Annotated in this window: 16 protein-coding genes; 12 read left to right on the top strand and 4 right to left on the bottom strand. The window is 46.7% G+C overall.

What is annotated here, in order from left to right:
• Window positions 1-133: 133 nt before the first annotated feature.
• Window positions 134-925, bottom strand: a complete 792-nt coding sequence (locus AB4274_RS11930; RefSeq protein ID WP_017058778.1) for a sporulation protein — start codon at window positions 923-925, stop codon at window positions 134-136.
• Between the two features lie 283 nt (window positions 926-1,208).
• Here AB4274_RS11930 and AB4274_RS11925 point away from each other — a divergent pair, with 283 nt between their 5' ends.
• From AB4274_RS11925 to AB4274_RS11900, 6 genes are all read left to right on the top strand, one after another.
• Window positions 1,209-1,376 (top strand): hypothetical protein, encoded by a 168-nt coding sequence (locus tag AB4274_RS11925; RefSeq protein WP_372112120.1) that lies wholly within the window; start codon window positions 1,209-1,211, stop codon window positions 1,374-1,376.
• A 131-nt stretch (window positions 1,377-1,507) separates the two neighbouring features.
• Window positions 1,508-1,771: a YihD family protein gene (locus AB4274_RS11920; RefSeq protein WP_009848104.1), complete on the top strand. Its 264-nt coding sequence runs from the start codon at window positions 1,508-1,510 to the stop codon at window positions 1,769-1,771.
• Window positions 1,772-2,097: 326 nt separating this feature from the next.
• Window positions 2,098-3,516, top strand: coding sequence for a cytochrome c oxidase accessory protein CcoG (gene ccoG / locus AB4274_RS11915; protein WP_017058780.1), 1,419 nt, complete (start codon window positions 2,098-2,100; stop codon window positions 3,514-3,516).
• 73 nt (window positions 3,517-3,589) lie between these two features.
• On the top strand, window positions 3,590-4,576 hold the full coding sequence (locus AB4274_RS11910; RefSeq protein ID WP_017058781.1) for a serine/threonine protein kinase: 987 nt from the start codon (window positions 3,590-3,592) through the stop codon (window positions 4,574-4,576).
• Window positions 4,577-4,631: 55 nt separating this feature from the next.
• On the top strand, window positions 4,632-5,231 hold the full coding sequence (locus AB4274_RS11905) for a thiol:disulfide interchange protein DsbA/DsbL (protein ID WP_017063015.1): 600 nt from the start codon (window positions 4,632-4,634) through the stop codon (window positions 5,229-5,231).
• Between the two features lie 140 nt (window positions 5,232-5,371).
• On the top strand, window positions 5,372-6,328 hold the full coding sequence (locus AB4274_RS11900; RefSeq protein ID WP_065584153.1) for a DUF2860 domain-containing protein: 957 nt from the start codon (window positions 5,372-5,374) through the stop codon (window positions 6,326-6,328).
• 62 nt (window positions 6,329-6,390) lie between these two features.
• Here the strand turns inward: AB4274_RS11900 and AB4274_RS11895 are convergent, their stop codons facing one another.
• On the bottom strand, window positions 6,391-7,914 hold the full coding sequence (locus tag AB4274_RS11895) for a YifB family Mg chelatase-like AAA ATPase (RefSeq protein ID WP_017058783.1): 1,524 nt from the start codon (window positions 7,912-7,914) through the stop codon (window positions 6,391-6,393).
• A 472-nt stretch (window positions 7,915-8,386) separates the two neighbouring features.
• Between AB4274_RS11895 and ilvG the strand changes: the two genes are divergently transcribed.
• The 5 genes from ilvG to ilvA are packed head-to-tail and all read left to right on the top strand — an operon-like array spanning window position 8,387 to window position 14,721.
• Entirely contained in the window at window positions 8,387-10,033 is a 1,647-nt protein-coding gene (ilvG, locus tag AB4274_RS11890) for an acetolactate synthase 2 catalytic subunit (protein ID WP_136982682.1), read from the top strand.
• Window position 10,034: 1 nt separating this feature from the next.
• A complete protein-coding gene (gene ilvM, locus AB4274_RS11885; protein WP_017055442.1) occupies window positions 10,035-10,319 on the top strand; it encodes an acetolactate synthase 2 small subunit in 285 nt (94 codons plus the stop codon).
• Window positions 10,320-10,331: 12 nt separating this feature from the next.
• A complete protein-coding gene (locus AB4274_RS11880) occupies window positions 10,332-11,300 on the top strand; it encodes a branched-chain amino acid transaminase (RefSeq protein ID WP_171733076.1) in 969 nt (322 codons plus the stop codon).
• A 32-nt stretch (window positions 11,301-11,332) separates the two neighbouring features.
• Entirely contained in the window at window positions 11,333-13,174 is a 1,842-nt protein-coding gene (gene ilvD, locus AB4274_RS11875) for a dihydroxy-acid dehydratase (protein ID WP_372112118.1), read from the top strand.
• A gap of 2 nt (window positions 13,175-13,176) precedes the next feature.
• Entirely contained in the window at window positions 13,177-14,721 is a 1,545-nt protein-coding gene (ilvA, locus tag AB4274_RS11870; protein ID WP_102321081.1) for a threonine ammonia-lyase, biosynthetic, read from the top strand.
• 100 nt (window positions 14,722-14,821) lie between these two features.
• Here ilvA and punR read toward each other — a convergent pair whose 3' ends face one another.
• Window positions 14,822-15,736 (bottom strand): DNA-binding transcriptional activator PunR, encoded by a 915-nt coding sequence (punR, locus tag AB4274_RS11865; RefSeq protein ID WP_017058788.1) that lies wholly within the window; start codon window positions 15,734-15,736, stop codon window positions 14,822-14,824.
• Window positions 15,737-15,899: 163 nt separating this feature from the next.
• Here punR and punC point away from each other — a divergent pair, with 163 nt between their 5' ends.
• The gene (punC, locus tag AB4274_RS11860; protein WP_017063021.1) at window positions 15,900-17,111 is read left to right on the top strand and encodes a purine nucleoside transporter PunC; all 1,212 of its coding nucleotides are present in this window, start codon (window positions 15,900-15,902) and stop codon (window positions 17,109-17,111) included.
• A 124-nt stretch (window positions 17,112-17,235) separates the two neighbouring features.
• Here the strand turns inward: punC and glmU are convergent, their stop codons facing one another.
• The gene (glmU, locus tag AB4274_RS11855; protein ID WP_029405665.1) at window positions 17,236-18,597 is read right to left on the bottom strand and encodes a bifunctional UDP-N-acetylglucosamine diphosphorylase/glucosamine-1-phosphate N-acetyltransferase GlmU; all 1,362 of its coding nucleotides are present in this window, start codon (window positions 18,595-18,597) and stop codon (window positions 17,236-17,238) included.
• Window positions 18,598-18,710 lie beyond the last annotated feature (113 nt).

Below are 18,710 nucleotides of genomic sequence, written 5' to 3'. Positions count from 1 at the left end.
TCGATTTGCCTAGTATTGCACATTAAGCTTACACGTGTAAGCTTAAATTTTTATGACATCTTTTATGACATTAATAACGCCTAAACGGTGTGATGAAGCTAAGGTCTCTAAAGCTACAGAACCAAAGAGCTAACTAAGATGCGTTGTCTAGATACTCAAGTACCATCTTGCCCGCATCTTGTGGTGACGTATCCAATGGCACACTCAATTGACGCTGCAGTTGGCCAATGCCTAACAAGCTCGCCAACATGCCTTTTGCACCATCGCGATTACGGTCTATCTCAAACCACAACTTAAGCTCGGTTTCATCACGATGAGCAACCACTTCCAGTTCACGCCAGCGGCCATGATATGGACCAGTGGTAGGGACAAACTCAAACTCTTGAACAAATGGCAGTTCAAAGCCCTCTACTGCTTCGCACTCAACTTGGCGAATGCGTAAACCTTGAGCTTCTAGTTCATTAAAAATACCATCAAGAAGTGCATCTGGGCGAACCGTTAAAATATCCTTATCCGATGGATCAATCGCCATCGCAATATCGAGCCCGGTTTCTAGCCACACCTTTGAATCACCAATCGTGACAGGTGTGTTCAGCGGGACATCAAACTCACATTCAAAATCACGGGTTTCACCCGGCTGAATAACAAAGGCATACGGCAGGCTCCATTTGGCCAACGAGTATGTCTGGTGCATTCGACGTGTTTGACCGCCCTCTTGCCTTTGCGAATTCATAGTAATTTCTTTGACGTAACGACAGCACAAGTTGAGATCGATATTGTCGATCTCTTGTGGCTGAGCGCCACCATAGACATGCACAATAATGCTCGCCTTCTTGCCTGGATAAAGCACTTCCTGTTGCAATACAGAATCCACCTTGGCAGATCCAATTCCAAAACTTGCTAACGTTTTCTTTAAGAACGACATATGCACCTCCTTTAAAGCATCATCTTAAGCCTGAAAGAGGTTCAAACTCAAATATACTGCTCACACTATTTTAGCTCTAATATCGTCTATTTATCACTCAGGCGTCGATCGATAACTTAGATAGTGATAATCTAAGCCTTGATATGCATGCATATCATTATCCTGATTTATTCTTCGGATTGGCGAAAGCCAGACGAGTGACGCTTCAAGCAATTGAGGTGGAGCTCATGGTAAATCAGGCCATTAGATTGGCAATGGATATGCCTGACCGTTAGGTAAATTAATGCGCCCAACAGCTGTCAGGTTCTCGCACACCAACCGTAGTGCGATGCGTCGTCGTAGTGGCTTTGTTGCTGCTCCAACGGCTAAGAAATTGGCTCTTACAATGACTCTAGTTGAGAAGACTGCTTTATTAGCACCGACTACAACGAAAGTGATTAAAGCCGCTTAACAAAAAGCGCAGTTTTTACTGCGCTTTTTTCTTGCCCGCTCCCATCTTGAAATGTGTTTACACATTGGTATTCCCTACCCGATTTGATACCTTAGCCACAAATCATTATAAAATTTGTGGAGAAATAAAGTATGAAGTGTCACCGCATTGAAGAACTGCTTGAACTGATGGAGCCTGAGTGGCAGAAAGATCAAGAGCTTAACCTATTAGAGTTCATCATTAAGCTATCAAAAGAAGCAGGCTACCAAGGCAAGCTTGAAGAACTGACTGACGATGTTCTTATCTATCACCTAAAAATGCGCAACAGCGAAAAAGATGAGATGATCCCGGGCCTGAAAAAAGACCAAGAAGATGATTTCAAAACCGCAATTCTAAAAGCACGTGGCCTTCTTTAGTCGCCCGTTAGTTTAGAGCTCAATTGCCGTATAGATAAAACACTCAATTTTAAAAAGCGACCACCAGGTCGCTTTTTTGTTTCTGTTCGCTATTTTTTCGTCACAACTGTTATGACTTTTGTTGTTAAAGGTTGATAGCGTTAAAGAAATGAGAACAAGATTGTCGTTATAATCGCCATCCATAAGAATCTTCTAAAATAATAAGAGTGAGTGCGATAACAACAAATGCACCAAGCTCAATTTCAACAGGTTCTCTAAACCATACTTTCAAGTAATGTCGTCATGCCCGACTTAACCGGGCAAACAAGCCACAAAAAGGATAGTCCATGAGTCAGGATAAAATCGATATCAAAGATGTGACTCCTAAAACCTTTAACCCGAAAACACATAAAGGTAATGGAGATCGATTTAACCCAAGTAACCGAATCTATGTTCGAGAAAGCAAAGGTAAATTCCAACAACTGCGTCGCTATGGCGGTTGGTTCTTACTTTTACTTTTTGCGCTTATCCCATGGATTCCCTTTGGTGAACGTCAAGCGATCTTGCTCGATATCGGCAGCCAACAGTTCAACTTCTTTGGCACCACCTTATACCCGCAAGATCTGACCCTACTCGCGATCCTATTTATGATTGCCGCGTTTGGCCTGTTTTTCATAACCACCTTCTTAGGCCGCGTCTGGTGTGGCTATTTATGCCCGCAAACCGTCTGGACCTTCATGTATATCTGGTTCGAAGAGAAGCTAGAAGGCGCTGCCAATAAGCGAAGAAAACAAGACTCGGGCAAACTGACGAGCAATTTAATCCTCAGAAAAACCCTCAAACACATTGCGTGGTGGGCGATTGCCATTGCGACGGGCTTAACCTTTGTTGGTTACTTCATCCCAATCAAAGAGTTAGTGGTTGGCTTCTTTACCTTTAACTCGTCTTTCTGGCCGGTGTTTTGGGTACTGTTCTTTGCTGGATGTACTTATGCCAATGCGGGTTGGATGCGTTCAATTGTTTGTCTGCACATGTGTCCTTACGCGCGTTTCCAGTCGGCAATGTTCGATAAAGACACCTTCATCGTGGGTTACAACACAGAACGTGGTGAAAGCCGTGGCCCTCGCTCTCGTAAAGCCGATCCAAAAGAGCTTGGTCTAGGCGACTGTATTGACTGTAATCTGTGTGTACAAGTGTGCCCTACGGGTATCGATATCCGTGACGGCCTGCAATACGAGTGTATTAACTGCGGCGCGTGTATTGATGCCTGTGACAACACGATGGAGCGTATGGGCTATGAGAAAGGCCTGATCAATTACACCACCGAGCACAGACTTGAAGGTCACTCGACCAAGGTAATGCGTCCCAAGCTGTTGGGCTATGGCGCTATCTTGATCGTGATGCTGGGCTTGTTCTTCGCCCAAATCGCGAGCGTTGATCCTGCCGGCCTAAGTGTTCTGCGTGACCGAAACCAACTGTTTAGAGTCAATAACCAAGGGTTGGTTGAAAACACCTACACCTTGAAAGTGATCAACAAGACTCAACAAGAGCAAGAGTACAAACTCGGTGTTAGCGGACTGCCCGATTCTATCTGGTATGGTAAACAGACGATTACTGTCGATCCAGGCGAGGTTTTGAACCTACCTATCAGTTTAGGCGCCGACCCAGAAAAACTGAGCTCACCAGTTTCGACAATTCAGTTTATACTCTCGGATAATGAAGAGTTTACGATGGAAGTCGAAAGCCGCTTTATCAAGAAGCTCTGATACCCGCACCTTAGTGCTTGGTATAACAACCCAATAAATGGAAAAAGGCTCAGTAATGAGCCTTTTTTATTCTATGACGATGCAAGCCTTTAACTTTGATAACCTGACTCCTGACTTCATGTGGTACGCACTGGAGAGCATCGGAGTTCGCGCTGAATCCGGGCTTCTCGCTCTCAACAGTTACGAAAACCGTGTCTATCAGTTCACCGATGAAGACCGTAAGCGCTACGTCGTTAAGTTTTACCGTCCACAACGCTGGAACAAGGCACAGATCCAAGAAGAGCATGACTTCGCACTCGAGCTTATCGAACAAGAGATGCCGGTTGCGCCTCCAATGCGAATCAACGGTGCAACCTTACATGAATACCAAGGCTACCTATTTGCACTATTTGAAAGTGTTGGCGGCAGACAGTATGAAGTTGACAATCTAGATCAATTGGAAGGCGTAGGACGCTTTCTTGGTCGTATTCATAAAGCCAGCGCGGGAAGAACATTCCAGCATCGCCCGACCATCAGCTTAGATGAATACCTTTATCAGCCACGTAAGATTCTAGAGAACTCTCAGTTTATCCCGACGCACCTAGAAAATGCCTTCTTCAATGACGTTGACCTTCTGATCAAAGAGCTAGAGAGCCAGTGGCCGAGCAACATTGAGAATATCCGCCTGCACGGTGACTGCCACCCTGGCAATATTTTGTGGCGCGATGGGCCAATGTTCGTCGATCTTGATGACGCACGTAACGGCCCTGCGATACAAGATCTGTGGATGCTGCTCAATGGCGAGCGCCAAGATAAGCTGATGCAACTGGATATTTTGCTAGAGAGTTACCAAGAGTTTTGCGATTTTAATACCGCACAACTGAAACTAATCGAACCACTACGCGGTCTACGTATGGTGCATTACATGGCATGGTTGGCGAAACGATGGCACGATCCTGCGTTTCCTCTGGCCTTCCCGTGGTTTAATGATCCGAAATATTGGGAGCAACAAGTACTTGCTTGTAAAGAGCAAATTGCTACCCTGCAAGAGCCACCACTTTCGTTAATGCCTCAGTGGTAACAGCAATCGCAACATACAACTAGATAAAAATTCAAACATAATGGAGATTGGATAAATGAAAAAGCTATTCGCATTTTTCTCATTGATCATGTTGAGCCTTACCGCTCACGCTGCGAAATTTAACGAAGGTGAACACTACAAAGTTCTCGACCTAGAAGCATCAAAAAAACCAATGGTGACAGAGTTCTTCTCTTTTTACTGCCCACACTGTAATAGCTTTGAGCCAATCATCCAGCAGCTAAAACAACAGCTACCTAAAGACGCTAAGCTACAGAAGAACCATGTTTCATTCATGGGTGGCAACATGGGTCTGCCAATGAGCAAAGCTTACGCGACAATGATTGCACTGAAAGTTGAAGATAAAATGGTGCCAGTGATGTTTAACCGCATCCACACAATGAACAAGCCACCACGTGATGAAGAAGAACTGCGTCAAATCTTCCTAGACGAAGGCGTTGATGCGAAGAAATTCGATGCTGCGTATAACGGCTTTGCTGTAGATTCTATGGTTCGTCGCTTCGACAAAGCATTCAAAGACAGCGGCCTTTCAGGTGTACCCGCTGTTGTGGTTAACAACCGCTACCTAGTAGAAGCTCAAGGTATCAACTCTCTTGATGAGTACTTCGAGCTCGTGAACTTCTTATTAAAGAAGTAAGCCATTGATGAAAGGAAGCTTCGGCTTCCTTTTTTTTTGCTAGTTCAAAAATCATTATTGATAAATAATTAACCTGGAAGTTTAAAGCTTTACTGCTATTAATAACCCGTCCTAAGAACCGGTGGGCAAGGAGCCCTTGAATGAAAATAAAAATAACTCTCTTGGCATTGAGCGTTGCGGCTTCTCCCGCTTTTGCCAAGCTTGCAGACCAACAAGGTTTCAGTGGTGAAATCTCTCTCAATACCGGGGTTACCTCTTCCACCTCGAACTTTAATACCGATGCTGATAGCAATCTTTCATCCACAGATCAGAAGGCTTCTTCGGAAAGCTCTTTTCTGGTTGCTCCTTTAGGTAGTGTTGCTTATACCTTTGGTGAAAAGCTAAACCATCAGGTATACACAGGTACCGCGCGAGATGATGTAGCAACAGGTACTGTAGTTCTCGAAGTCGGTTACAAATACCAACTTGAGTCAGGCATGGTGATCGACGCTTCACTGCTGCCAACCATTATGTCTGGTGAAACTTGGGCTGATCCATACAACACCACATCAGCTCGCACCAAGACCGATGAAACTGGCAATGCGTTTCGTTTGAAGCTAAGCAACATTGCGGGCTCAGCTTTCTCGCTAGACATGGCCTATGCGACCAAAGATGTCGACAAGGATGATATTCAAGATCAAGAGCTCAAACGAGATGCCAATACTCTCTACTTGAAAGGTCAATATCGCCTGCCACTCAGTCGTACCATGATGCTTATTCCATCCGTCATCTACCAAACACGTGATGCTGATGGTAAAGCTGAATCTTACGACCAATTCGGTGGTGAGGTAAGCTTGTTTGGTGGCATGGGGCGTCACCAGTACGCACTAACAGCGGGTTACAGCCAACGCTCTTACGATGCGAGCAACCCGATCTACGACAAGAAACGCAGCGACGACAATATCAACCTATTCGCCGCCTATGAGTATGATCAATTCATGGATTGGGAAAACTGGTCGTTTATTTCACTGGCAGGCTACGGCACCAGCGACTCGAACATTACCTTCTACGACGAGTCTCAATATATAGTTTCAGTTGGCTTGAACTACAAGTTCTAACCTTAGCGAGTATGAACTGCAATCCAACGAAAGCCTGCATCTAAGCAGGCTTTTTCTGCTTGCTAGACAGCTTGAGCCGTGAGTTGTTTCAGCAAGCGATCCATCGCGCGATAGCCTAGCGCTTCTGATAGATGTTTCTTTTCGATCTGCTCGTTACCGTCAAGGTCGGCAATGGTTCGTGCCACCTTAATAATTCGATGATAAGCACGAATCGATAAACCCAAGCGATGTAGTGCTGTCTCAAGAAACTCTGCATCTTCGCGTCGCAGTGGGCAATACTTCTCAATTTCTCGGCTACCTAACAGTGCATTCGATTTATGGTTGCGAGATAGCATTAACTCTCGCGCCTGCCTAACCCTTTGCTTAACTACTTGAGTGGTTTCACCGCGATCACCGCCTTCGGCCAACATTCCTTTTGGCAACAGAGGTATCTCCAATGACATATCGAACCTATCCAGCAAGGGCCCAGATAAGCGATTGAGGTAACGCAGGATGATCTGTGGGTTGGCGCGCGCCTGGTTACCTTCGTAATAACCCGTTGGACTTGGGTTAAGTGCACCGACCAATTGAAAACGCGCAGGAAAACGAGTCTTGCCCGCAGCACGGGAGATAATGATCTCGCCCGACTCTAGTGGCTCTCGTAATGAATCAAGCACCTTGCGCTCAAACTCCGGCATCTCATCTAAGAACAATAAGCCGTTATGCGCTAAAGAGATCTCTCCGGGGCGAGGCACCGAACCACCACCCACTAATGCCGCCATTGAACTGGAATGGTGAGGAGAGCGAAAAGGTCGTTGCTTCCAGTTGTATTGATTGATTTCTTGTTGCGTTAACGAGGCCACCGACGCGGTTTCCATCGCTTCGTCATCACTCATTTCAGGTAATAGGTCACGCAGTCGAGAAGCGAGCATAGTTTTTCCGGTTCCGGGTGGGCCAAGAAACAATAAGTTATGATTCCCAGCAGCGGCTATCTCTAGAGCTCGCTTGCCTTGTTGTTGGCCGATAATATCTTGTAGGTCGCGAAGCACTGAAACATCAGCCTGATGATGTTCCGTTCTATATAGCCCAAGCTGAGCCTGTCCACACATGTCAGCACAAACCTCCAACAAGGTTTGTGCAGATTTATGCGCTCCCTTGCCCACCAGCGCAGCCTGATCACCGTTATGATGTGGGACAACTAAGCATCGCTCTACACTGTCGGCGGCTAACGTCGCAGGCAAAACGCCCTTTACCGAGCGAAGTTCTCCTGACAATGCCAACTCACCGATAAATTCATGTTGAGCTATTTTTGATGTCGGAAGCTGATCTGACGCCACCAAAATCCCAAGCGCGATGGGCAGGTCAAAACGGCCACCTTCTTTGGGCAAATCGGCTGGGGCGAGATTGACCGTGATTCTTTTCGATGGAAACTCAAAGCGAGAATTGATGATCGCGCTTCTCACTCGGTCTTTAGATTCCTTGACCGTTGTTTCAGGTAGACCCACCAGCGTGAAGCCAGGCATTCCGTTGCTTATATGCACCTCAACGGTCACTTCTGGCGCCTCTACACCCACACTAGCTCGGCTATGAATTATCGCGAGTCCCATAACTTTCCTTTGTCTTTGATTTAAAAGTATTCGCTCTGGATATTCGTTGCTCACCAAAGCGATAAGGTTGTTATATAGCTTGGTGGAATGGTATTTTAATGTGAAAAAAGAATGACATTTCCCTTGTCATGCGGCAGATTTGTGTGATAACACTAGAGATGTAGACATTTACTGAAGACAATAAACGAGAAAACTCGAATATTATGATTTTTAACGCTCGCATTTACGCACTGATTAACCTGATTATCGTAGTCATTATTAAGACTGCGCGGGGGCGAGTGGGAAGAAAGTAACCACGAATTAGAAAAAACCCCCGCACTGACAAGTCCGGGGGTTTTTTCTAATTTAAACATTCGATTTTTATATTTTTGAGCATTTTCGGCTTTGCCGATTTACAGGAAGAATGGGAGCACAAGATGTGCAGAGACAAAGGAAACAGTTACCAAAATAAAGGTAATACGGGAGAATTCCGATGAAAGGCGCAGAACTAGTCGTATCCGCACTCAAGCAACAAGGAATTGAGACCGTATTTGGTTACCCCGGTGGTGCCATCATGCCAATCTACGATGCACTCTATGACGGCGGGGTTGAACATATCCTATGTCGCCATGAGCAAGGCGCCGCTATGGCCGCGATCGGCATGGCTCGAGCAACACAAGATGTCGCTGTTTGTATGGCAACGTCTGGCCCAGGTGCTACCAACCTAGTTACTGGCCTTGCTGATGCCTTTATGGACTCTATCCCAATGGTTGCCATCACTGGTCAAGTTGCAAGTTCCCACATTGGTACCGATGCATTCCAAGAAATGGATGTGATTGGTATGTCTCTGTCATGTACTAAACACAGCTACCTAGTAACTGATATTGAAGAGCTAGCTCCAACCCTCGCTGAAGCGTTTGTGGTAGCAAAGTCTGGCCGCCCTGGCCCGGTTATCGTCGATATCGCTAAAGACGTTCAACTAGCAGAAGCACCTGTTAACGCTCTTCCTGAATTTACTCCACCCGCAATTCCTGTTGCGACAACTGATGCCATTGAACAGGCACAGTACTTTTTGTCTCAAGCGACCCGTCCTGTTTTATACGTAGGTGGTGGTGTTCAACTTGCTAAAGCAACCGATGCGGTTCGTGAGTTTTTACGCCTAAACCCAATGCCAGCAGTAAGCACACTGAAAGGCTTGGGCACTATCGAACGTGACGACCCACACTACCTTGGCATGCTGGGTATGCACGGCACTAAAGCCGCTAACCTTGTGGTTCAAGAGAGTGACCTGTTGATTGTTGTCGGTGCTCGTTTTGATGACCGAGTAACTGGCAAACTCGATACCTTTGCGCCGCATGCTAAGGTTATCCATATCGATATCGATGCCGCTGAGTTCAGCAAACTGCGTCTTGCCAATGCGCCAATTCGCGGTGACATCAACAAGATCATGCCTCAACTAGAGCTAAGCCAAGACATCTCCTCTTGGGTTCATCACTCTGAAGGTCTTCGTAGCTCATTCAAATGGCGTTACGACCACCCTGGTGATCTGATTTTTGCTCCACTGCTGTTGAAGCAACTGTCAGACATGATGCCAGCAAGCTCTATCGTATCGACTGATGTGGGCCAACACCAAATGTGGGCAGCTCAGCACATTCAGCCTCGCGATCCACAGAACTTCATTACCTCTGCCGGTTTAGGCACCATGGGCTTTGGCTTGCCAGCTGCAATGGGTGCATCGGTTGGGCGTCCTGACGACCAATCTATACTTATCTCTGGTGACGGCTCGTTCATGATGAACATTCAAGAGCTTGGCACATTGAAGCGTCGTCAGATCCCAGTGAAGATGGTACTGCTTAATAACTCTCGTTTGGGCATGGTTCGCCAATGGCAATCGCTGTTCTTTGATGGCCGCCACAGTGAAACTATCTTAGATGACAACCCTGATTTCGTGATGCTCGCGAAAGCGTTCGATATCCCGGGCAAAACCATCACTCGTAAAGAAGAAGTAGAACCAGCATTGAAAGAGATGCTAGAGAGCAAAACCGCTTACCTACTTCATGTTCTTATCGATGAAGAAGAAAACGTATGGCCACTAGTACCGCCAGGTGCTTCAAACAGTGAGATGTTGGAGAACACATAACATGAAAAGATACCTATTAGACATCAAAGCCGATGATAAGCCTGTACTACTAGAGCGTGTTCTTCGTGTTATCCGCCACCGTGGCTTCATTGTTAAGCAAGTTGCGGGCACTCAAAACCACGAAAGCAAAGTGGCGAGTGTTGAGATCATCGTAGACAGTGACCGTCCGATCTCGTTCTTGGTAAACCAAATCGAAAAGCTGTGGGATGTACGTACCGTTGACGTTATCTCGATCAGCCGTAATGAACTGCCAAACAACAACTTACAACAAAAGATAAACGCATAAGGAACCGCAAACATGACAGCTAAAACAGCAGACTATATTTGGTTTAACGGTGAGATGGTTCCTTGGGCAGAGGCGAACGTTCACGTCCTGACTCACGCAATGCACTACGGTACTTCTGTGTTTGAAGGTGTTCGTTGTTACAACACACCAAAAGGGCCGGTTATCTTCCGTCACCCTGAACATGCTAAGCGCCTAAAAGACTCAGCAAAAATCTATCGCTTCCCTATTCCTTACACTGAGGAAGAAATTATGGAAGCGACTCGCGAAACGCTACGCCAAAATAAGCTAGAGTCAGCGTACATCCGCCCTCTAGGTTTCGTAGGTAACGTTGGTTTGGGTGTCTGCCCGCCAGAAAATACTGAGATGGAACTGATCATCGCTGCTTTCCCTTGGGGGTCTTACCTAGGCGAAGAAGCACTAGAAAACGGCGTTGATGCAATGATTTCTAGCTGGAACCGTGCCGCTCCAAACACGATCCCAACCGCAGCAAAAGCCGGTGGTAACTACCTATCTTCACTATTAGTTGGTGGCGAAGCTCGCCGTCATGGTTACGATGAAGGCATCGCACTGAGTGTTGATGGTTACCTTTCTGAAGGGGCTGGTGAGAACATCTTTGTGGTACGTAACGGCGTGCTATCCACACCACCAGCGACCAGTGCGATTCTGCCGGGTATCACGCGTGATTCGATCATGACACTAGCAAAAGACATGGGTTATGAGATCCGTGAAGAGAACATTGCTCGTGAAGCGCTATATCTTGCCGATGAAGTATTCATGACAGGCACAGCTGCAGAGATCGTTCCGGTTCGCAGTGTAGACAAAATTACAGTAGGTGAAGGCAAACGCGGTCCTATCACTGAAAAAGTTCAAGCGGCTTACTTTGGCCTATTCAATGGCACCACTGAAGATAAGTGGGGCTGGTTAGATTACGTTTATCCAGAAAACCACGCTTCAGAAAGCCAAACACAATCAACTAAGTAAGCAACAGCCAAGTATTTATAAGGATTTAAGCAATGCCAATCTATCGTTCAGCAACAACTACCCACGGACGCAACATGGCTGGTGCGCGCGCTTTATGGCGTGCAACTGGCGTTAAAGATGATGACTTCGGTAAGCCAATCATCGCGGTTGTAAACTCTTTCACTCAATTCGTACCAGGCCACGTTCACCTTAAAGACATGGGTCAACTGGTTGCGGGTGAAATCGAGAAAGCGGGCGGTATCGCTAAAGAATTCAATACCATCGCAGTTGATGATGGTATCGCAATGGGTCACGGCGGCATGCTGTACTCACTGCCATCACGTGAGCTTATCGCAGACTCAGTAGAATACATGGTCAATGCACACTGTGCAGATGCGATGGTATGTATCTCTAACTGTGACAAAATCACTCCGGGAATGATGATGGCAGCAATGCGTCTTAACATCCCAGTGATCTTTGTATCTGGCGGTCCAATGGAAGCGGGTAAAACCAAGCTTTCAGATCAAATCATCAAGCTAGACCTTGTTGACGCGATGATTCAGGGTGCTGATCCAACCATTTCTGATGAGCAAAGTGAGCAAGTAGAACGTTCTGCATGCCCGACATGTGGTTCATGTTCAGGTATGTTCACAGCCAACTCAATGAACTGTCTAACAGAAGCACTTGGCCTATCTCAGCCAGGTAACGGTTCTATGCTGGCAACACACGCAGACCGTGAAGAGCTGTTCATCAATGCCGGTAAACGCATCGTTGACCTAACTAAGCGTTACTACGAGCAAGACGACGAATCAGCACTGCCACGCAACATCGCTAACCGCGCAGCCTTTGATAATGCAATGGCGCTAGATATCGCGATGGGCGGTTCAAGTAACACAGTACTTCACCTTTTAGCGGCAGCTCAAGAAGGTGAGATTGATTTTGATATGGGTGATATCGATGAGATGTCTCGCCGCGTTCCACACCTATGTAAGGTTGCGCCTTCAACACCTAAATACCACATGGAAGACGTTCACCGTGCTGGTGGCGTAATGGCTATCCTAGGTGAGCTTGATCGTGCAGGTCTACTGAACAACCAAACTCGCACCGTTCTTGGTCTAAGCATGCAAGAACAACTTGCTCAATACGACATCATGCAGACAGAAGACGAAGCCGTGCTTAAGTTCTTCCGCGCAGGCCCTGCTGGTATCCGTACTACCAAAGCTTTCTCACAAGATTGTCGTTGGGATCGCCTTGATGATGACCGCGTCGATGGTTGTATTCGTACCAAAGAGAACGCCTTCAGCCAAGAAGGCGGCCTAGCGGTACTTTCAGGTAACATCGCCGTTGATGGTTGTATCGTTAAGACCGCGGGTGTTGATGAAGAAAACCTGAAATTCCAAGGCCCAGCTATCGTATTTGAAAGCCAAGATAGTGCTGTTGATGGCATCTTAGGTGGCAAAGTGAAAGCGGGCGAAGTGGTTGTTATTCGTTACGAAGGTCCTAAAGGTGGTCCGGGCATGCAAGAAATGCTTTACCCAACCACTTACCTAAAATCAATGGGTCTAGGCAAGTCTTGTGCTCTATTAACAGATGGTCGTTTCTCGGGTGGTACATCGGGTCTGTCTATCGGTCACGCTTCTCCAGAAGCAGCAAGTGGCGGTGTGATTGGTCTAGTAAACACTGGCGATATCATCACTATCGACATCCCTAGCCGTTCGATCACACTTGATGTGCCTGAAGCTGAACTAGAAGCGCGTCGTGTTAAGCAAGACGCACTAGGCTGGAAACCAGAAAACCGTCAGCGTGAAGTGTCTTTCGCACTGAAAGCTTACGCAAGCATGGCGACCAGTGCCGACAAAGGCGCAGTACGTGATAAGTCTAAACTTGAGGGCTAACTATGAGTGACGGCACCTCCAGTCCCAAAAAACAAAGTGGCGCAGATTACCTGCGTCAGATCCTGAGAGCGCCGGTTTACGAAGCGGCAATCGTAACACCTCTACAGGATATGCCGCGTCTAAGCGCGCGCATTGGTAATCAGGTTCAGCTTAAACGAGAAGACCGTCAGCCGGTGCACTCGTTCAAGCTACGTGGTGCCTACAACATGGTATCAAGCCTTTCAGAGCAACAGAAAGCCGCAGGTGTGATTGCAGCATCGGCAGGTAACCATGCTCAAGGTATGGCGCTGTCCGGTTCTAAGCTTGGTATTCAAACCACGATTGTGATGCCAAAAACCACACCAGACATCAAGGTTGATGCGGTACGTGGCTTTGGCGGTAACGTAGTTCTACACGGCAGCAACTTTGATGAAGCTAAAGCTGAAGCAGAACGCCTTTCCGCTGAACATGGCTACACCTTTGTGCCTCCATTCGATCACCCATTGGTGATCGCCGGACAGGGCACCATGGGTATGGAAATGCTTCAGCAAAATGGTCACATGGATTACATCTTTGTGCCTGTCGGTGGTGGTGGTTTGGCTGCGGGTGTTGCCGTGCTAGTTAAGCAATTGATGCCGGAAATAAAAGTCATCGCGGTTGAACCTGAAGATTCATCTTGCTTGAAAGCAGCACTGGATGCCGGTGAGCCAGTAGTACTGGATCAAGTCAGTATGTTTGCTGATGGTGTTGCGGTTAAACGCATTGGTGAAGAGACATTCCGTCTTTGCCAACAGTACATTGACGGTCACATTGCAGTCTCTAGCGATGAGATATGCTCTGCGGTGAAAGACATCTTTGAAGACACTCGTGCGATTGCTGAACCTTCAGGAGCGCTTGCTCTGGCTGGTTTGAAAAAGTTTGCTGAACAGAACCAACTGCAAGACAAGCAATTAGCAACGGTATTGTCTGGTGCTAACACCAACTTCCACGGTCTGCGTTATGTCTCTGAACGTTGTGAACTAGGTGAGAAGCGAGAAGGTCTACTTGCGGTTACGATTCCAGAGCGACAAGGAGCATTCCTAGAGTTCTGTAATATTATTGGTGGCCGAGCAGTGACGGAGTTTAACTACCGCCACAACGACGAAAGCCTAGCGAATATCTTCGTTGGTGTACGTCTGCAAGGTGGTCAGGAAGAACTTGAGCACATCATCAATGACCTACGTGAAGGCGGCTACCCAGTTGTCGATCTGTCGGATGATGAGATGGCAAAACTGCACATTCGCTACATGATTGGCGGCAAACCATCGAAACCACTGAAAGAACGCCTATACAGCTTTGAGTTCCCAGAATACCCAGGTGCATTGATTAAATTCCTTGATACCTTAGGTACCCACTGGAATATCAGCCTGTTCAATTATCGTAATCACGGTGCCGACTACGGCCGTGTATTGTGTGGCTTTGAGCTTGATGATGATGATTTGGCTCAGTTCTCAACACATCTACGAGAGCTTGGCTATCAGTGTAAAGATGAAACCGACAACCCTTCCTACAAGTTCTTCTTGTCTTAAGAGTTAACGACCGAATCAAAAAAGAGCGAGTATTTACTCGCTCTTTTTATTGGTGCTGATTCAGCTCAAGCTTGAAAAGGATCTTCTTGTAAACAGATCATTAGATCGCCTTGCGATGATCCAACCAATCTTGGTGAAGTTGCTCACTCGATCCTAGGTACTTCACCATCCATTCGATCAGTTTATGGTTATCGTCTTTTCGCCAGACCAAACAACAATGACTCTGCGGGCTCGGTTCAGGCAGTATTTTTTCCACCAGCAAGCCTTGCTCGATAATTGGCGCGGCAATGTGCCTCGGCATATAACCCACCCCAACTCCATTCTTAAGACACTCTATGGCGCTATACCAGTTAGGTAACAATAGGCGTCTTTGATTTGAGTAATGGCCTGTGTGTCGCTTAGGGAGCACACTAGAGGTATCGTCCAAACATATCGCGGGATACTGGCTAACAAATTCTTCGTTGAGGTTTTGCTCTCGCACACACGGGTGACTGGGCGACATTACAAACGCCCAATCTAGGCGTCCCATATCTTTAACCTCAAAGTCGCCACCGACCGGAATCGCTGAGGTTGCGCCAATCACAATATCCGCTCTGCCCTGTGCAATCGCTTCCCAAGAGCCATTAAACACCTCCATGTTGATCTGAAGCTCTGCAAACTCAAAGGTTTGATAGAACTCTTCAATCATCGGCTTCATCTTATCGAGCTTAACCACGTTATCGAGCGTTAGGCGCAAGGTTTTCTTCCAACCACGCGCTGCTCGGCGAGTCTGAGCACTGACCTCTTCCATCTGTCTCAGTAACGCACGTGCCTCTTCAATGAACAGTTCACCTGCCGGAGTGAGCTCAACCTTTCTCGGTAAACGCCTGAAAAGCAGCACATCCAGTTCTTGTTCGACCTGTCTGACACCATAACTGATCGCCGAGGGCACTTTGTGCAACTGCTCAGCCGCCGCGGTAAAACTGCCCAAGCGCGCTACCGTATCGAGCATTTCTAAAGAGGATTTAGAGAACATAAGCCTTCAAATTTTTTGATTGATAACCACATATTTTAGCGTTTTATTTTATCAGGTCTGAAAAATAGAATGTCAGCATAAATAAACAGGGGCTTTCACTTCTGTATATCAAACAATTTTTTTGATGATAAAAACATCACTACCTTTAGCTTAATGGCATCTTATGAATATTTCTAAATTTCAATTGGTCTACCTTGCAGTTCTTTCAATGCTTGGCTTTATTGCGACCGATATGTACCTTCCTGCATTTAAGGCAATGGAAGTTGATTTCGCAACCGGCCCAGAGCAAATTGCTCTGTCTCTAACGGTATTCCTTGGCGGTATGGCAATGGGTCAGCTTCTTTGGGGTCTGGCGAGTGACAAGTATGGTCACCGTAATACGTTGGCGGTTGGTCTTGTTATCTTTACTGCGGCTTCATTCGGCTTGGCATTCAGCACCGAGGTATGGCACCTACTGACACTACGCTTCATTCAAGCGATCGGTGTATGTGCTCCAGCGGTAATCTGGCAAGCAATGGTTATCAAGCGTTACTCACAAAGCAGTAGCCAACAAATTTTTGCAACCATCATGCCTTTGGTTGCGCTATCTCCTGCACTAGCACCTCAGCTAGGTGTGTTACTGGCGGATAGTTTTGGTTGGCACAGCATCTTCATCACATTAACCTTGATGGGTGCACTGCTAGTGGCGACAACAATGGCTCAACCAAAAGAAGCGCCTGAAGTAAAACAGACATCGATTAAGACAGACATCAAGATGTTACTTAAATCAAAGCCTTACATGGGCAATGTCTTAATGTTTGCTTCAGCATCTGCAGCGTTCTTCGCTTACCTAACGGGTATGCCAGAGATCATGGCTCAACTAGGTTATGAAGCAAAAGACATCGGTTTGAGCTTTATCCCACAAACAATCGCGTTCATGGCGGGTGGTTACTTCGGTAAGCAAGCAGTGAAGAAATATGGCGATGGCGTTGTACTAAGAAACCTTATCGGTTTGTTCAGTGTAGCGGCGATGCTTATCTTTATCGCATCACAGTGGGAACTGACGTCAATCTGGCCTCTACTTGCGCCTTTCTGTTTGATTGCTGTCGCAAACGGCGCACTTTACCCAATCGTAGTAAACCGTGCTCTATCAAGCGCTAAACAAAGCCCAGCAACAGCTGCTGGTCTACAAAACAGCCTGCAAATCAGTATCAGTGGCCTATCAAGTGCATTGGTCGCGGCAATGGCTAGCCAGGCACTAAGCGCGACGGGTATTGCCGTTGTGATCTGTTTGGGTGCGTTGTGGGTTGGCTATATTGTTTCGAACAAAGAGCTTTCTGAACACTTCGCGACACCTGACAACTCTCGAGTAGTCGCTGACGAGAAACAAGACTAGTTTCTAAGTTAACGAAAACAAAAAAGAGCGAGATTACTCGCTCTTTTTTTATATCTAGATAAATAAGAAAAAGCCAGTAGCGGTACTACTGACTTTCATTTAAATCATCTTATTTGTTAAGAGACTACTTTTTCTTAGTCGGACGCTGCCAGTCAGCAATCTTACGTTCTTTCGCACGGCTGATAACTAGCTCATTTTCAGAAACATCGCGTGTTACGGTAGAGCCAGCTCCAACGGTAGCACCATTACCAATCGTAACAGGCGCGATTAATTGGCTGTCTGAACCAACGAATACGTCGTCGCCAATGATGGTCTTAAACTTATTCGCACCATCATAATTACAAGTAATTGCACCCGCCCCTACGTTTACACGCTGACCAATTTCAGCATCGCCTAAATACGTTAAATGATTCGCTTTAGAACCTTCACCAAGACAAGTATTTTTCACTTCTACGAAGTTACCGACGTGCGAGTTATTACGCATGTCAGCGCCAGGACGTAGACGAGTAAAAGGACCAACCGTACAGTCTTCACCGACCGTTGCACCTTCAATTACGCTGTATGGACGCACGATGGTGTTGTCATCGATCTCACAGTCTTTCAAGACACAACCGGTGCCGATAACCACGTTGTCGCCAATGCTTACGCTGCCTTCGATGATAACATTAGTATCAATCTCAACATCCATACCGCACTGCAGTTCACCACGCAGATCAAAACGGCTTGGGTCACGAAGCATTACGCCTTGCTTCAATAGCTTATCTGCTTGCTCAGCTTGGTAAGCGCGCTCTAGACGAGCAAGTTGAGAGCGGTCATTCACGCCTTCCACTTCAATAGGGCTTACTGGATGTACTGCTTCAACCGCACGACCTTCGTCGTGAGCCGCTGCGATAACGTCAGTCAGGTAATATTCGCCCTGTGCGTTGTCGTTACTTAGACCAGACAACCAGCGCTTCAGATCGCCACCTGTCGCCACCATAACACCAGTGTTGATCTCTTTGATAAGCTTCTGCTCATCCGTTGCATCTTTCTGCTCAACGATAGCCACAACAGGGCCATTACGACGAATAATGCGACCGTATCCCATTGGGTTGTCTAGCACGACCGTAAGTAGCGCGATACCACCGTTTGGTTGAGCGTCTAATAGGTTTTCAATGGTTTCAGGTGAGATCAGTGGAACATCACCGTAGAGCACCAATACTTTTTCATCATCAGCGAAATGTGCAGATGCTTGATCCACCGCGTGGCCTGTACCCAGTTGCTCAGCTTGCAGTGCCCAATTTACAGATTCTTCAGCTAGAGTAGCCTTCATCTGATCACCACCGTGGCCGTAAACCAGGTTGATGTTTTGAGCGCCTAGACCATTACAGGTATCGATAACATGCTTCACCATTGGCTTACCCGCAAGTGTGTGCAGAACCTTTGGTGTGTTTGAATACATGCGAGTGCCTTTGCCCGCCGCGAGAATTACCGCGCTAAACTTCATTGTAAACCTATCCAACGTTATTTTTATTAAGCCGATATTGTAACCGTTTTTGGCCGAAAAATTAAATCGCAATAACCATTTAACCAGTAGTGATACGTAAAAGAAGCATTTTT

It is taken from the genome of Vibrio sp. 10N.261.55.A10 (assembly GCF_041470825.1).
Lineage (GTDB): Bacteria > Pseudomonadota > Gammaproteobacteria > Enterobacterales > Vibrionaceae > Vibrio > Vibrio crassostreae_C.
Note: the sequence above shows the minus strand (reverse complement) of the source record. Positions and strands in the feature narration are given on the sequence as shown.

What these genes read in the sequence shown, in the direction of transcription:
- punR (WP_017058788.1), bottom strand. Translation starts at nt 15,736, where the DNA reads ATGTTCTCTAAATCCTCTTTAGAAATGCTCGATACGGTAGCGCGCTTG.
- AB4274_RS11900 (WP_065584153.1), top strand. Translation starts at nt 5,372, where the DNA reads ATGAAAATAAAAATAACTCTCTTGGCATTGAGCGTTGCGGCTTCTCCC.
- ilvD (WP_372112118.1), top strand. Translation starts at nt 11,333, where the DNA reads ATGCCAATCTATCGTTCAGCAACAACTACCCACGGACGCAACATGGCT.
- AB4274_RS11930 (WP_017058778.1), bottom strand. Translation starts at nt 925, where the DNA reads ATGTCGTTCTTAAAGAAAACGTTAGCAAGTTTTGGAATTGGATCTGCC.
- glmU (WP_029405665.1), bottom strand. Translation starts at nt 18,597, where the DNA reads ATGAAGTTTAGCGCGGTAATTCTCGCGGCGGGCAAAGGCACTCGCATG.
- ccoG (WP_017058780.1), top strand. Translation starts at nt 2,098, where the DNA reads ATGAGTCAGGATAAAATCGATATCAAAGATGTGACTCCTAAAACCTTT.
- AB4274_RS11925 (WP_372112120.1), top strand. Translation starts at nt 1,209, where the DNA reads ATGCGCCCAACAGCTGTCAGGTTCTCGCACACCAACCGTAGTGCGATG.
- AB4274_RS11895 (WP_017058783.1), bottom strand. Translation starts at nt 7,914, where the DNA reads ATGGGACTCGCGATAATTCATAGCCGAGCTAGTGTGGGTGTAGAGGCG.
- AB4274_RS11910 (WP_017058781.1), top strand. Translation starts at nt 3,590, where the DNA reads ATGACGATGCAAGCCTTTAACTTTGATAACCTGACTCCTGACTTCATG.
- AB4274_RS11905 (WP_017063015.1), top strand. Translation starts at nt 4,632, where the DNA reads ATGAAAAAGCTATTCGCATTTTTCTCATTGATCATGTTGAGCCTTACC.
- ilvM (WP_017055442.1), top strand. Translation starts at nt 10,035, where the DNA reads ATGAAAAGATACCTATTAGACATCAAAGCCGATGATAAGCCTGTACTA.
- AB4274_RS11880 (WP_171733076.1), top strand. Translation starts at nt 10,332, where the DNA reads ATGACAGCTAAAACAGCAGACTATATTTGGTTTAACGGTGAGATGGTT.
- ilvG (WP_136982682.1), top strand. Translation starts at nt 8,387, where the DNA reads ATGAAAGGCGCAGAACTAGTCGTATCCGCACTCAAGCAACAAGGAATT.
- punC (WP_017063021.1), top strand. Translation starts at nt 15,900, where the DNA reads ATGAATATTTCTAAATTTCAATTGGTCTACCTTGCAGTTCTTTCAATG.
- AB4274_RS11920 (WP_009848104.1), top strand. Translation starts at nt 1,508, where the DNA reads ATGAAGTGTCACCGCATTGAAGAACTGCTTGAACTGATGGAGCCTGAG.
- ilvA (WP_102321081.1), top strand. Translation starts at nt 13,177, where the DNA reads ATGAGTGACGGCACCTCCAGTCCCAAAAAACAAAGTGGCGCAGATTAC.